Source organism: Microcoleus sp. Pol17C6, assembly GCF_036701145.1.
In the GTDB taxonomy this organism is placed as follows: domain Bacteria; phylum Cyanobacteriota; class Cyanobacteriia; order Cyanobacteriales; family Microcoleaceae; genus Microcoleus.
In genome coordinates this window covers 44377-61163 of sequence record NZ_JAUBQH010000011.1, presented here as the reverse complement: position 1 = coordinate 61163, position 16787 = coordinate 44377, and the positions used below count along the sequence as shown (strand labels likewise).

Genomic DNA, 16787 nt, shown 5'->3' with positions numbered 1-16787 from the left:
TTTCTCTTCAAAAAAGAAAATAAATAAAAGCGGTAGAGTCTGTCGCCTGGGGATTTCGCAGTTCTATTTTCCTCAGACTAAACCTATAAAAGTGTATAATTAGTTACAATATTCAATGTCTGAGATGGGGTAATCCAGATGAGTGCAGCAGTGGATTTGACGAAGCGAGTTTCAGGATATCATCTGGTTGAGCAATTATACTGTGGTTCGAGAACCCTAGTTTATCGAGCTATCCGAGAAACAGATCAGCTTCCAGTTGTCATTAAACTATTAAATCGAGACTATCCCAGCTTCAGCGAACTGCTGCAATTCCGCAACCAGTACACCATCGCCAAAAATCTACGTCTGCCGGGAGTCGTTGAACCCTACAATTTGGAATCCTATCGCCACAGCTATGCCCTAGTGATGGAGGATTTTGGCGGTATTTCTCTACGAGACTACGCCCAAAAGCAAGCGCTGACTCTGGCAGAAATATTGGAAATTGCCATTCAAATAACTGACATCCTTGACGGATTGTACCGAAACCGAGTCATCCACAAAGATATTAAGCCAGCTAACGTCCTAATACATCCGGAAACCAAACAAGTCAAACTAATTGACTTCAGCATCGCCTCCCTACTGCCGAGAGAAACTCAAGAAATTCAAAATCCCAACATCTTAGAAGGAACCCTCGCCTATATTTCTCCCGAACAAACCGGAAGAATGAACCGAGGCATCGACTACCGCACCGACTTTTATTCTCTGGGAGCCACATTTTACGAACTGCTGACAGGAAAACTGCCATTTGAATGTGACGACCCCATGGAGTTGGTTCACTGCCATATTGCCAAACAACCTCTTGCAATAAACAGCCAAGAAATCCCGCAGGTAGTTTCGGATATGGTGATGAAGCTGATGGCAAAGAATGCCGAAAAACGCTATCAAAGTGCCAAGGGATTGAAGTATGACTTAGAACGGTGTTTGCAGCAGTACCAAGAAACTGGAAAGATTGAAACATTTGAGTTAGGAACGCGAGATATATGCGATCGCTTCCTGATTCCCGAAAAACTCTACGGTCGAGAACGAGAAATACAGCAACTTTTAGAAGCCTTTGAACGAGTAGCAGAAGGCAACAGCGAAATGATGCTCGTTGCAGGCTTTTCCGGCATAGGAAAAACCGTTGTGGTTAATGAAGTTCAAAAACCCATTGTCCGACAGCATGGCTATTTCATTAAAGGTAAATTTGACCAGTTCAATCGCAATATTCCCTTTTCGGCATTTGTGCAAGCATTCCGCGATTTAATGACACAATTGCTCAGTGAAAGCGATCTCCAACTCCAAGCATGGAAAACCAAAATTTTAGCAGCCCTTGGTGACAACGGACAAGTCATTATTGAAGTCATTCCTGAACTAGAACGGATTCTCGGACAACAACCCCCAGCCCCAGAATTGTCAGGGATGGCTGCTCAAAATCGGTTTAATTTGCTCTTCCAAAAATTTATCTCTGTTTTTACCACAAAAGAGCATCCCTTAGTGATGTTTCTGGATGATTTGCAGTGGGCTGATTCGGCATCTTTAAAGTTGATGCAGTTGCTCATAGGTGAATCCCAGTCAAGTCACCTGCTACTAATTGGAGCCTATCGAGACAATGAAGTTTCCGCTGCCCATCCCTTAATGTTGACTTTAGATGAAGTCACAAAAATCGGGGCAATAGTAAATACCATTACACTAGCACCTCTGGCTCGAACCAGTTTGAATCAATTAGTAGCAGATACGCTGAATTGTTCTCCTAAGTTAGCAGAACCGCTGACGGAGTTGGTGTATCAGAAGACAAAAGGAAACCCATTTTTTGCGACGCAGTTTCTCAAGGCATTGCATCAAGATGAATTGATCATTTTTGATATTAAAGCAGGATATTGGCAGTGCGATATTAGCAAAATTACCGAAGCAGCACTGACGGATAATGTAGTTGAATTCATGGCGCAGCAGTTACAGAAATTGCCAGTTGAAAGTCAGGATATTTTAAAATTAGCAGCTTGCATTGGCAATCAGTTCGATCTGACAACATTAGCAATTGTTTCGGAAATCTCGGAGACGGGAACGGCAACGGCTTTGTGGAAAACTTTACAGGAAGGTTTTGTTTTACCTCAGAGTGAGATTTATAAATTTTATGTAGGGGAAGAAGAAAAAATCGACGATGATCGAGCTACTTCTCAAACGGTTGCCTATCGCTTCTTGCACGATCGCGTCCAACAAGCCGCTTATTCTTTGATTCCGGAAGCAGAACGCGCGATCGCCCATTATCAAATCGGGCAACTGCTGCTGCAACAGATTTCAGCAGAAGCCAGAGAAGAACGCATTTTTGAATTAGTCAATCAGTTGAACTACGGCACGACGCTGGTTGTAGAACAACAGGAAAGGGAGGAACTCGCCCAACTCAACCTCATAGCTTGCCGCAAAGCGAGATCGGCAACTGCCTATCAAGCAGCCCGCGAATATGCCACAGTGGGGCTGCAACTGCTGGGAACAGACGCTTGGGAACGGCATTACGAAATGACCCTATCCCTGCACGACTTAGCTGCCGAGGTGGCTTTTTTAGCCGGCGATTTTGAGCAAATGCACCAGTGGATTGAAGCCGTGATCGATCGTGCGAAAACACCTTTAGAACAGGTGCAAGTCTATCAAGTTAAAATCCAGGCATTGGTCGCCCACAATAAATTTATCGAGGCGATCGCGATCGGTCAATCGGTCTTCCAAATGTTAGGCGTAAACCTACCAGATGAACCAACCCTAGACGATATTCGGCAGGTGAAGCAAGAAATTGATGCCCTAATTGAGGGTCGCTCCATTGAGTCATTCTTTCATCTGCCGAAAATGACCGACCCCCAGCAATTAGCCATTATGCAAAATGCGGCTCGGCTGACACCCGTCTGTTATATGTCAGGAACAAAGCTTTATTTCCTAGTCGTAGCGCTCCAAGCCAAGCTGTCTATTCAATTCGGCAATAGTCCGGTTTCCGCTTTTTGCTACGTGGGTTACGCCTTCCAACTGAGGATGCTGTGGGGCGACATGACAATGGTGCCTCAGTTTGGGCAATTAGGATACCAACTCGCCTTAGAACCCGATGCCAAAAACATTCGAGCCGCAACCGCCATGTTAATGGGGGCCTATGTGGGTTCTTGGACGATCCATTTGCAAGAAACGCTGCCGATTCTTCTCGATGGCTATCAAGCTGGATTAGAAACAGGCAATCTAGAATTTATGGGCTACGATGCCCAGTTGTACTGTTTCAATGCTTATTGGTACGGTCAACCGCTAGCTGAACTCGAACCGCAAATTCGCGCCTATTACCAACAGTTGTGCGACCTCCACCAAGTCACAGCAGCAAACTGTGTGTTGGCCTACTTGCAGGCGGCTCAAATTCTCTTGGGTCAGTCAGAGGACGAGATTCCTTTACGCCAGGATGACTATGAAGAACAAGTCCTGGCTCAGGCAAAAGTCGATTTTTACCGACTATCCTTCTTCTACTTGTATCGATTCACATTGAATTACTGGTTGGAAGACTTTGCTAAAGCAGAACACGATGCCGCTCAAACGCGACACTATTTGGCTGGAGGGATGGGAAGTATTGTTGAACCGATCTTCTACTTCTATGATTCTCTGAACCTGCTGGCCACTCTTGGTGAATCGATGTCCCAGTCAGAGCCGCGATGGCAGCGCATGGAAGAAAATCAAGCCAAGCTCAAAGACTGGGCAGATTATGGCCCGATGAATTACTTGCACAAATATCATTTAGTTGAAGCCGAAAAAAATCGCGTTCTTGCTCGCAAAACAGAAGCTCTAGAATTTTACGATCTAGCAATTAAAGGAGCCAAGGAAAACGGTTTTATCCAAGAGGAAGGATTAGCCAACGAATTAGCTGCCAAATTCTACTGGGAGTGGGGCAAAGAAAAAGTTGCCGCCAGCTATATGCAGGAGGCATATTACTGTTATGCCCGTTGGGGTGCACTAGCCAAGGTTGAAGACTTAGAACAACGCTATCCCCAATTACTTCATCCCATCCTGAATCAGCCCAAACTTCGCTTTAATCCTCTAGAGACGCTAGCAACGATTAGCCACTCTTCGCAGACTTCCAGTAATAGCAGCACCAGTATTTCCGAGGCCCTAGATTTCGCATCTATTGTGCAAGCTGCTCAAGCTTTATCCAGTAAAATTCAGCTTGATGAATTGCTCGACACCCTCAACCAAATTATTTTAAAAACTTCGGGCGCCGAAACTTGTGCTTTGCTACTCCCCCATCAGGATGAATGGCAAATCCGGGCAATAACTCACATCAACCCAGATAACCAGACACCCACTACCCTGCTGCAAACCCAATCTATAGACGGCTCGGCGGTGATTCCGCTCAAGCTGGTTTATTATGTCAAACACACCCTGGAAACTGTGGTTGTTGAAGGTGGCAAGACCGATATTCCGGGTTTAATGAATGATTGTACGCTCCAGTATCACTCTCAGAGTATGCTATGTACTCCGATTCTCGATCGCGGGAACTTAGTTGGCATACTTTATCTCGAACATAGCTCGACGAAAGGAGTGTTTACTCGCGATCGTCTCCTCATCCTCAACTTCCTCTGCACCCAGGCTGCCATTTCCCTAGAAAATGCGCGATTGTATCAGCAAGCCCAGGACTACGCTCACCAGGTGGAACAATCTCAACTGCAATTAGTGCAGAGCGAAAAAATGTCGGCTTTGGGGAATTTAGTGGCCGGAGTTGCCCATGAAATTAATAATCCAGTCGGATTTATTTCTGGCAATATTCATGAAGCGATCGCCGCCGTCAAAGATATTACAGAATACTTGCAACTCTATAAAGAAAAATTTCCCAGTCCGGGTGAGGAGATTGAAGAAAAAGCTGAAGAGAGCGATATCGAATATATCTTAGAAGATTTACCCAAAATGTTGAATTCGATGCAAATCGGGTGCGATCGCATCCAAGGCATCAGCACCAGTCTTCGTACCTTCTCCCGAGCCGACAAAGATTACAAAGTGCCTTTCAATATTCATGACGGAATTAACAGTACGATTTTGATTCTCAAACACAGATTGAAAGCGAACGAACAGCGTCCAGCGATTGAAGTTGTGAAAGAGTACGGGAACTTGCCCTCAGTGGATTGCTTCCCCGGACAATTAAATCAGGTGTTTATGAATATATTGGCAAATGCCATTGATGCACTGGAAGAATCAAATCGGGAACGGAGTTTAGAGAAGATTAAAGCCCCAGCCAATTGCATTACGATTCGGACAGAAATGAAGTCTAAGGAGTGGGTGACGATTCGCATTTCTGACAGCGGGCCAGGGATATCAGAGGAGATAAAAGGTCAGATTTTTGACCACTTATTTACAACTAAAGGTGTGGGTAAAGGCACGGGGTTGGGTTTGGCGATCGCACGGCAGATTGTAGTTGAAAAACACGGCGGTACAATCGAGGTAAATTCTGTATTAGGAGAAGGGACGGAGTTTACGATATCATTGCCGATGAAAGGATAAGACTAGGGAGCCTCTCATATTGGTAAAAACACTTCTTCTGGCTCCTTCCTTCTTCTTTTTTCCTCCTGCCTCCTGCCTCCTCTCTCCTGCCTCAAAATTCCAATTTCTAGTTAGGTTGCTTTCATTGAGATGCTCCCTAAGACTATCTTGATAGCTCGCCATCTTTCTCTTCAAAAGTGAAAAGAATAAAAGCGGTAGAGTCTGTAGGCTGGGGATTCCGCAGTTTTATTTTCCTCAGACTAGATCAATAAAAGTGTATACTTACTTACAAGAGTCAATATCTGAGATGGAGTAATCCAGATGAGTGCAGCAGTTGATTTGACTAACCGAGTTTCAGGATATCATCTGGTTGAGCAATTATACTGTGGTTCGAGAACCCTAGTTTATCGAGCTATCCGAGAAACAGATCAGCTTCCAGTTGTCATTAAACTATTAAATCGAGACTATCCCAGCTTCAGCGAACTGCTGCAATTCCGCAACCAGTATACCATCGCCAAAAATCTACGTCTGCCTGGAGTCGTTGAGCCCTACAATTTGGACTCCTATCGCCACAGCTATGCCCTAGTAATGGAGGATTTTGGCGGTATTTCTCTACGAGACTACGCCCAAGAACGCAAGCTGACTCTAGCAGAAATCTTGGAAATTGCCATTCAAATAACTGACATCCTTGACGGACTGTACCGAAACAGAGTCATCCACAAAGATATTAAGCCAGCTAACGTCCTAATACATCCGGAAACTAAACAAGTCAAACTGATTGACTTCAGCATCGCCTCGCTACTGCCGAGAGAAACTCAAGAAATTCAAAATCCTAACATTTTAGAGGGAACCCTCGCCTATATTTCTCCCGAACAAACTGGACGAATGAACCGAGGCATCGACTACCGCACCGACTTTTATTCTCTGGGAGTTACTTTTTACGAACTGCTGACAGGAAAACTGCCATTTGAATGTGCCGATCCGATGGAATTAGTTCACTGCCATATTGCCAAACAACCTCCTGCAATAAACAGCCAAGAAATCCCGCAGGTGATTTCGGATATTGTCATGAAGCTGATGGCAAAAAATGCCGAACAGCGCTATCAAAGTGCCTGGGGATTGAAGCATGACTTAGAAAAGTGTTGGCAGGAGTGCCAAGAAACTGGAAAAATTGAAACTTTTGAGTTAGGAACGCGGGATGTATGCGATCGCTTCCTGATTCCCGAAAAGCTTTATGGTCGAGAAAAAGAAGTACAAACCCTGTTGAATGCCTTCGACCGCGTGGTAAATGGCACATCAGAATTAATGCTAGTCGCTGGCTTCTCCGGGATTGGTAAAACGGCAGTCGTCAACGAGGTACATAAACCCATTGTCCGGCAACGGGGATATTTTATTAAAGGCAAATTCGACCAGTTCAACCGCAATATTCCCTTTTCGGCATTTGTCCAGGCCTTCCGCGATTTTATGGCACAATTACTCAGTGAAAGTGATGCCAAAATCAAAGAATGGAAAACTAAAATTCTCGAAGCGCTGGGTGACAACGGACAAGTCATTATTGAAGTCATTCCCGAACTAGAACGGATTATTGGACGGCAACCCCCAGCCCCCGAAGTATCGGGGATTTCTGCTCAAAATCTCTTTAATTTGCTCTTCCACAAATTCATTGCTGTCTTCACCACAAAAGAGCATCCATTGGTGATATTTTTGGATGACTTACAATGGGCAGATTCGGCATCGTTGAAGTTAATGCAATTGCTTGTCAATGAGTCGCAATTGGGTTATCTGTTGCTGCTGGGAGCCTATCGGGATAATGAAGTATCACCCGGCCATCCCCTGATGTTGACCCTAGATGAAGTGAGGAAGGCAGGAACCACACTCAACACTATTACATTAGCACCGCTTGCCCAAATCAGTTTAAATCAATTGGTAGCGGATACGCTAGTTTGCGATCCGAAGTTGGCACAACCGCTGACAGAATTGGTCTATCAAAAAACTCAAGGCAACCCATTTTTTGCAACGCAGTTTCTCAAAGCCTTGCATCAGGATGAATTGATTACTTTTGAGATCCAATCGGGACATTGGCAGTGCGATATTAGCAAAGTGAGAGAGGCAGCACTGACAGATAATGTAGTGGAATTTATGGCGCAGCAGTTGCAGAAATTGCCCCGAGAAACTCAGTCTGTTTTGAAATTAGCCGCTTGCATTGGCAACCAGTTTGACTTAGCAACATTGGCAGTTGTTCTAGAAAGTTCTGAAACTGAAACTGCAACGGCGCTATGGAAAGCGTTACAAGAAGGTTTGGTTTTGCCCCAAAGTGAAGTTTATAAGTTTTATGTAGGAATAGAACAGAATGTTTCTCAACCGATTTCTCGAACGGTTGCCTATCGCTTCTTGCACGATCGCGTCCAGCAAGCGGCTTATTCCTTGATTCCCGATGACAAAAAGCAAGCCACTCATCTCAAAATCGGGCAGTTGCTACTACAAAATTCCTCAGACATAGAGCAGGATGAAAAAATATTTGAGATTGTCAGACACTTAAATCAGGGTAAAGATTTAATCGCTCAACCAAGGGAGCGCCAAGAATTAGCCGAATTAAATTTAGTGACAGGGCGGAAAGCCAAAACTTCTAACGCTTATGCTGCCGCAACGGTATATTTACAAACAGCGATGGAGTTACTGACAACAGACTGTTGGCAAAATCAGTATGAACTGACCCTAAATATTTACATTGCTACTGCCGAAGCTGAATATTTAAACCTTAACTTTGAGAAATCATTAAAATTAGCTGAATTGGCGCTGACAGCAGTCAAGAGTTTACTCGAAAAAGTGAGAATTTATGAATTACAAATGCAAATTCATATTGCTCAGCAAATAGAAATGCTTGCGGCAGTAGAGATTGGGTTAGAAGTGTTAGAAAAACTATCAATCTCTTTACTAACAATTGACTTGGAAAAGGATTTAATAATTGATTTACCCAATCTTGACGATTTAGATAATTTGCCACTTATGACAGATCCATATAAGCTGGCAGCTATGCAAATTTTAAGAACACTCTGTACTCCTGTATTTGTAGCAAGGCCAGAGATTTTTCCGCAATTAATCATCACTATGATTAAGTTGTGTATTAAATATGGAGATTCAGCAATATCATCTTTTGCCTATGGTTTTTACGGGTTATTATTAGTAGGATTGGGTCAATTAGATAGAGGTTATTATGCAGGTTTAATTGCCTTAAACTTATTAGATAAGTTCAACGCTAAAGAGCTAAAAGCCCAAGTTTATAACTTGTTTAATGGCAATATTCGCACTTGGAAAGAACCAGCAAAAAATAGTGTGGAACCTTTGCGAGAAGGACTACAAGCAGGGCTAGAAGTAGGTGATTTTGAATGGGGTGGATATTGTGCTGCAAATTTGTGTAGTTACTTATTTTTTACGGAAGATAACTTAGAAGCAGCCATCCAGCAACAAGAATTTTATGGTAATTTTTGTATTAACTTTAAACAAGAAAGTTCTACGCATTTCTCGCAAGTATGGCGACAATTAGGTTTGAATTTACAGGGTCATGCCGCAGATCCCCTATTATTGATCGGTAAAAGCTTTGATGAAGATAAAAATTTGCCCCGCATTATTGCTGCTAAATCGGGAATAGTTTTATTTATGTTTTATCTGGCTAAAACTATTCTAGGTTACTTGTTAGGCGATAGTAGCCAAGCCTTAAAAAATGTGAGTCTAGCACAGGAGCAATCCGGCTCGGCTTTTGGTTTTATGCAAGTCATAGTTCTCAATTTTTACCATTCGCTAACATTGTTAAATCTGTATGCTGAAGTCACGGTAGATGAAAAAATAAGCTACTTGGAACAAGTCAATGTTAATCAGGAAAAAATGAAGTTTTGGGCAGAAAATACACCCGAAGTAAATCGGTATAGATATGAATTAATTGAAGCGGAAAAGGCTAGGGTATTAGGGATTAATTGGCAAGCATTAGAGTTATACGATCGCGCGATAGCAGGAGCCAAAGAAAACGGATATTTCCAAGAAGAAGCGATCGCCAACGAATTAGCTGCCAAGTTCTACCTTGATTGCAGCAAAGAAAAAGTCGCCGCCAGCTATATGCAGGAAGCATATTACTGTTATGCCCGTTGGGGTGCACTAGCCAAGGTTGAAGACTTAGAAAAAAGGTATCCCCAATTACTTCATCCCATCCTGAATCAGCCCAAACTTCGCTTTAATCCTCTAGAGACGCTAGCAACGATTAGCCACTCTTCGCAGACTTCCAGTAATAGCAGCACCAGTATTTCCGAGGCCCTAGATTTCGCATCTATTGTGCAAGCTGCTCAAGCTTTATCCAGTAAAATTCAGCTTGATGAATTGCTCGACACCCTCAACCAAATTATTTTAAAAACTTCTGGGGCCGAAACTTGTGCTTTGCTACTCCCCCATCAGGATGAATGGCAAATCCGGGCAATAACTCACATCAATCCAGATAACCAGACACCCACTACCCTGCTGCAAACCCAATCTATAGACGGCTCGGCGGTGATTCCGCTCAAGCTGGTTTATTATGTCAAACACACCCTGGAAACTGTGGTTGTTGAAGGTGGCAAGACCGATATTCCGGGTTTAATGAATGATTGTACGCTCCAGTATCACTCTCAGAGTATGCTATGTACTCCGATTCTCGATCGCGGGAACTTAGTTGGCATACTTTATCTCGAACATAGCTCGACGAAAGGAGTGTTTACTCGCGATCGTCTCCTCATCCTCAACTTCCTCTGCACTCAGGCTGCCATTTCCCTAGAAAATGCGCGATTGTATCAGCAAGCCCAGGACTATGCCCACCAGGTGGAACAATCTCAACTGCAATTAGTACAGAGCGAAAAAATGTCGGCGTTGGGGAATTTAGTGGCCGGGGTTGCCCATGAAATTAATAATCCAGTCGGATTTATTTCTGGCAATATTCATGAAGCGATCGCCGCCGTCAAGGATCTGACTAAATACCTGCAAGTCTACCAAGAAAAATTTCCCCATCCTGGAGATGACATCGAGCAAATAGCAGAAGAACTTGACATTGAATATATCTTAGAAGATTTACCCAAAATGTTGAATTCGATGCAAATCGGGTGCGATCGCATTCAAGGTATCAGCACCAGTCTTCGTACCTTCTCCCGAGCCGACAAAGATTACAAAGTTCCTTTCAATATTCATGACGGAATTAACAGTACGATTTTGATTCTCAAACACAGATTGAAAGCGAACGAACAGCGTCCAGCGATTGAAGTTGTGAAAGAGTACGGGAACTTGCCCTCAGTGGATTGCTTCCCCGGACAATTAAATCAGGTGTTTATGAATATATTGGCAAATGCCATTGATGCACTGGAAGAATCAAATCGGGAACGGAGTTTAGAGAAGATTAAAGCCCCAGCCAATTGCATTACGATTCGCACCGAAAGACAGTCTAAGGAGTGGGTGACGATTCGCATTTCTGACAGCGGGCCAGGGATATCAGAGGAGATAAAAGGTCAGATTTTTGATCACTTATTTACAACTAAAGGTGTGGGTAAAGGGACGGGATTGGGTTTGGCGATCGCACGGCAGATTGTAGTTGAGAAACACGGCGGTACAATCGAGGTAAATTCTGTATTAGGAGAAGGGACGGAGTTTACGATATCATTGCCTACAAACGGATGAAATTAATTATGCGATAGCCGCCTTTAACCCTTACACATAGAGGCGCACATTAATTTTTAGCAGTCAATATTTGAGATGAGGATAGCCAAAATGAATGCAGGTATAGATTTAACCAGTCCAATTGCCGGATACCGTCTAATCGAGCAACTGTACAGTGGTTCTAAAACCCTAGTATATCGAGCTATCCGAGAAACAGACCAGATTCCGGTTGTCATTAAACTATTAAATCGAGACTATCCCAGCTTCAGCGAACTGCTGCAATTCCGCAACCAGTACACCATCGCCAAAAACCTACGTCTGCCGGGAGTCGTTGAACCCTACAATTTAGAGTCCTATCGCCACAGCTATGCCCTAGTGATGGAGGATTTTGGCGGTATTTCTCTACGAGACTACGCCCAAAAGCAAGCGCTGACTCTGGCAGAAATCTTGGAAATTGCCATTCAAATAACTGACATTCTCCATGGACTCTATCGGCATCGAGTCATCCACAAAGATATTAAGCCAGCTAACGTCCTGATTCATCCGGAAACCAAACAAGTCAAACTGATAGACTTCAGCATCGCCTCCCTACTTCCGAGAGAAACTCAAGAAATTCAAAATCCCAACGTTTTAGAAGGAACCCTCGCCTATATTTCTCCCGAACAAACTGGACGAATGAACCGAGGCATCGACTACCGCACCGACTTTTATTCTCTGGGAGCCACATTTTACGAACTGCTGACAGGAAAACTGCCATTTGAATGTGACGACCCGATGGAGTTGGTTCACTGCCATATTGCCAAACAGCCTCCTGCAATAAACAGCCAAGAAATTCCGCAGGTGGTTTCGGATATGGTGATGAAGCTGATGGCAAAGAATGCCGAAAAACGCTATCAAAGTGCCTGGGGATTGAAGTATGACTTAGAAAAGTGTTGGCAGCATTACCAAGAAACTGGAAAGATTGAAAAATTTGAGTTAGGAACGCGAGATATATGCGATCGCTTCCTGATTCCTGAAAAACTCTACGGTCGAGAAACTGAAGTACAAACCCTGTTGAATGCCTTCGACCGCGTGGTAAATGGCACATCAGAATTAATGCTGGTTGCGGGTTTTTCCGGGATTGGTAAAACGGCACTCGTCAACGAGGTACATAAACCGATTGTCCGGCAACGGGGCTATTTCATTAAAGGCAAATTCGACCAGTTCAACCGCAATATTCCCTTTTCGGCATTTGTCCAGGCCTTCCGCGATTTTATGGGACAATTGCTATCAGAATCGGATGCTGAGTTACAAATCTGGAAAACCAGGATTCTGTCAGCAGTTGGAGACAACGGGCAAGTCATTATTGAAGTCATTCCTGAAGTAGAAAGCATTATTGGCACTCAACCTCCTGCACAAGAACTATCAGGAAGTGCGGCACAGAATCGCTTCAATATGCTAATGCAGAAATTTGTGCAAGTTTTTACCACAAAAGAACATCCCTTGGTGATGTTTTTGGACGATTTGCAGTGGGCGGATTCAGCATCACTAAAGCTGTTACAACTGTTGATGGAGGATACAGGGCATTTATTGGTGTTGGGTGCTTATCGGGATAATGAAGTGTCGCCAGTTCATCCGTTGATTTTGACAGTGGATGAGATTGTTAAGTCTGGGGCGAGGGTGAATACGATTACGCTACAACCGTTGAGTTTAGGGGATATGAATCAGTTGGTGGCAGAGACGCTGAACTGCGATTTGCCTATTGCTCAACCCTTGACAGAATTGGTGTATCAAAAAACTAAGGGTAATCCCTTCTTTGCCACACAGTTCCTTAAGGCATTACATGACGATGGGTTGATTACCTTTGATGGGAATATACGGTATTGGCAGTGCGATATTGCTCAAGTCAGAGCTTTAGCTATCACCGATGATGTGGTGGAGTTTATGGCACTGCAATTGCAGAAGCTACCGATCGCAACTCAGGCTGTCCTGAAGTTGGCGGCTTGTATTGGCGCTCAGTTTGATTTAGCTACTTTGGCGATCGTTTCCGAAAAGTTACCCGAAGAAACGGCGGCTGATTTGTGGAAAGCGTTACAAGAAGGCTTGCTCGTCCCCACCACCGAAATCTATAAATTTTTCACCAACCTTGATAATTTAGCTACTGTCAACCAAGCTGCTAATGCAAATTACAAATTCCTACACGATCGCGTCCAGCAAGCTGCCTATTCGCTAATTCCTGATTTAGATAAAAAAGCAACCCATCTCAAAATCGGACAATTACTTCAGCACAATTATTCAGAAATAGAGCAAGAGGAAAAACTATTTGATATTGTCGGTCATTTGAATCGAGGAATTGAGTTAATTACTCAACCGAGCGAACGGGAAAAATTAGCTCAACTAAATTTAGAAGCCGGACGCAAGGCCCGAAATTCTACAGCTTATGCTGCGGCAAGAGTTTATCTGCAAACGGGGATTGGGCTATTATCACTGGATTGTTGGCAAAGCCAGTATGAATTGACTTTGAACCTCTATGTTGCCTCCACCGAAGCCGCCTATTTGAATGCTGACCTTGATGGCATGGAAGAGATGGCAGCACTGGTGTTGCAAGAAGCTGAGACAATTTTAGAGAAAGTTAAAATTTATGTAATTAAAATCGCCGCACGGTCAGCCCAAGGCAAGGTGTTGGAAGCGATCGCAGTAGCAAGAGATACACTCTTGCAATTGGGAGTTGAATTCCCTACGGAACCTGACGAAGCCACGATTGGCAAAGCGCTACAAGCCCTGGCTAGCCAACTAAACGGCAGACGGATTGAGGAACTGGCTGACCTGCCACCAATCGCCGATCCCCAAGCGCCAGCAGCCCTCCAACTGTTAGGACTGTTGTTTACACCCATTTTCCAGGGAATCCCCGGTTTGCTGCCCCTACTGAGTTCCACGATGGTGAGTTTATCGCTCCAATTTGGGAATGCACCCGCATCGACGGTAGGGTATGCGATTCACGGACTGGTGCTGTGTGCCTTTTTGGGAGATGTGGAAACCGGCTATGCCTTTGGTAAATTGGCACTCTCATTGCTAGAGCGGTTGAATGTGCGGGAATTCAAGTCTATAATTCTGGTTCTGTTTGGGTGTTTTATTCAGCATCGCCAAGAAGCTATAAGGGCAACGATACCGACTCTGAAAGATGGCTATCTAGCTGGCATGGAAACTGCCGCTTTTCTCTACGCTGGCTACAACATAAATGTTTACTTTTATGCCCATTTCTTCGGTGGGGTAGAACTAGACACTTGGGAAACTGAAATAGTAAGTTACAGCGCTGCCTTGGCTCAGGTGAAGCAATATTCTGCCCAGGCTTTGTTGGATATGACGCAGCCGTTGGTTTATAACTTGAGGGAAACTGTAAGTCAACCGGATTGCTTAATCGGCTCTGCCTACGATGAAACGGTAATGATTCCTCAGCACCATCAGAATAATGAACTCACCGCGATCGCTTGTGCCTACATATACAAACTGTTGCTTGCTTACTTATGGGGTAATTACACGGCTGCCCTAGACCACATGGCTCAAAGCCAACAGTATTTGATGGCAGTATCGGGATTGGTTTTTGTTCCCGCTTTCCATTTCTATGCCGCCCTCACCCACCTAGCACTTTTCCCCACACAGCCAGAAATTGAGCAACCTGAAATTCTTGCCTCTGTGGAAACCCATCAAACCACTCTGCAACAGTGGGCGCAAAATGCTCCGATGAATCATCTGCATAAATGGTATTTAGTTGAGGCTGAACGGAAACGTGTTTTGGGCAATAAAGTAGAAGCAATAGATTTGTACGATCGCGCAATCTCCCTCGCTAAAGAAAATCAATTCCTCAACGAAGAAGCACTAGCTAATGAACTAGCAGCGAAATTTTACCTGGAATGGGATAAAGAAAAATTTGCCCAAGTTTATGCGATTGAGGCTTACTACGCCTACAGTCGTTGGGGAGCAAAAGCTAAAGTTGACGATCTGGAAAAATGTTATCCCCAACTCCTCGCTCCCATCTTTCAGCAATCTCGTTTCTTGACCTCGTTCCAGGGAACTATCTCTCTGGGAACGATCGCTTCAAGTCACACTTCTAGTAGCGTCTCTGAAGTTCTAGATTTGGCTACTCTAGTCAAAGCCTCTCAAGCCATTTCTGGGGAGATTGAACTAGATAAACTCCTGACTACTCTCCTAAAAATAGTAATTACGAACGCTGGGGCCGATAAGTGTGTCTTATTGCTAAAACAAGATGTTGAGTTACAAGTAGTAGCCCTTGTAGAAGAGGCACAGGAACCGCAACTATTACCATCAATGCCTCTACAATCAAGTCAGGATGTGGCGATTAGTTTGGTTAATACTGTCAAACGGAGTTTGAAACCTCTGGTACTTGTCGATGCGAGGATAAATCCTCAGTTTGCAGGCGATCGCTATATTGAACAGCATCAGCCGAAAAGTGTTCTTTGTAGTCCAATTCTTAATCAAGGCAAGTTGATTGGAATTTTATATCTGGAAAATAACCTGACGGTGGGGGCATTTACCAGCGATCGCGTTGAAGTGCTGAATCTAATTTGCTCTCAAGCTGCCATTTCTTTGGAAAATGCCCGTCTTTATCAAGAATCCCAACAAGCCCTTACAGACCTCAAACAGGCACAACTAAAAATAGTCCAAAGTGAAAAAATGTCGGCATTAGGCAATTTAGTAGCTGGGGTGGCTCACGAAATTAACAACCCTGTAGGCTTCCTTGCTGGCAACATTACCCCTGCTTTAGATTACATTAATGATTTGTTTGGATTGCTCGATCTATTTCAGCAAGAATATCCTAATTACACTGCGGCCATTAAAGAGGAAATTGAAGCGATAGACCTCGATTATATCCGGGAAGACTTACCAAAGTTAGTGGGTTCCATGAGCGAAGGAGTGAAGCGAATCAAAGGCATCAGCACCAGTCTTCGCATCTTTTCCCGTGCCGATAGCGATCGCCCCGTTGCCTGCAATATCCACGACGGGATTGATAGCACAATTATGATCCTCAAACATCGCCTCAAGGCAAACGACACTCGCCCTGAGATTCTGGTAATTAAAGAGTATGGTGATTTACCGGAAGTAGAATGTTATGCAGGACAGCTCAATCAGGTATTTATGAATTTGTTGGCTAATGCGATAGATGCTTTAGAAGAAGCAAATACGGGACGTAGTTATGCAGAAATCAAAATTAATCATAATCAAATTATTATCAAGACTGAATTATCGGAAGATCGGCAGAAAGCAATAATTCGGATCAAAGATAACGGTATTGGCATGAGTGAGACGGTGAGGCAGAAGGTTTTTGATGATTTATTTACTACCAAGGGAGTAGGGAAAGGCACGGGATTGGGATTGGCGATCGCGCGTCAAATTGTAGTTGAAAAACATCACGGAGAAATCAAAGTTGATTCTGTCCCTAGCGAGGGGACTGTGTTTTCGATCACTATCCCTGTCATCTAAGGGAATAGAATAGAACTAAATATTATATCAACACATTTGAAACACTACTAAATTAACGATGAAATCAAAGTTGATTCTGTCCCTAGCGAGGGGACTGTGTTTTCGATCACTATCCCTGTCATCTAAGGGAATAGAAT

Annotated in this window: 3 protein-coding genes; all 3 read left to right on the top strand. The window is 43.8% G+C overall.

Translation table 11 applies throughout. The annotated features are described in order from the left end of the window. The first annotated feature begins 138 nt into the window (after window positions 1-138). The 3 genes from QUA25_RS08170 (at window position 139) to QUA25_RS08160 (ending at window position 16650) form a co-directional block, all read left to right on the top strand. On the top strand, window positions 139-5526 hold the full coding sequence (locus QUA25_RS08170; protein WP_333036951.1) for an AAA family ATPase: 5388 nt from the start codon (window positions 139-141) through the stop codon (window positions 5524-5526). A 300-nt stretch (window positions 5527-5826) separates the two neighbouring features. Beyond that, window positions 5827-11193 (top strand): AAA family ATPase, encoded by a 5367-nt coding sequence (locus QUA25_RS08165; protein WP_333036950.1) that lies wholly within the window; start codon window positions 5827-5829, stop codon window positions 11191-11193. 90 nt (window positions 11194-11283) lie between these two features. After that, window positions 11284-16650, top strand: coding sequence for an AAA family ATPase (locus QUA25_RS08160; RefSeq protein WP_333036949.1), 5367 nt, complete (start codon window positions 11284-11286; stop codon window positions 16648-16650). Window positions 16651-16787: the final 137 nt, after the last annotated feature.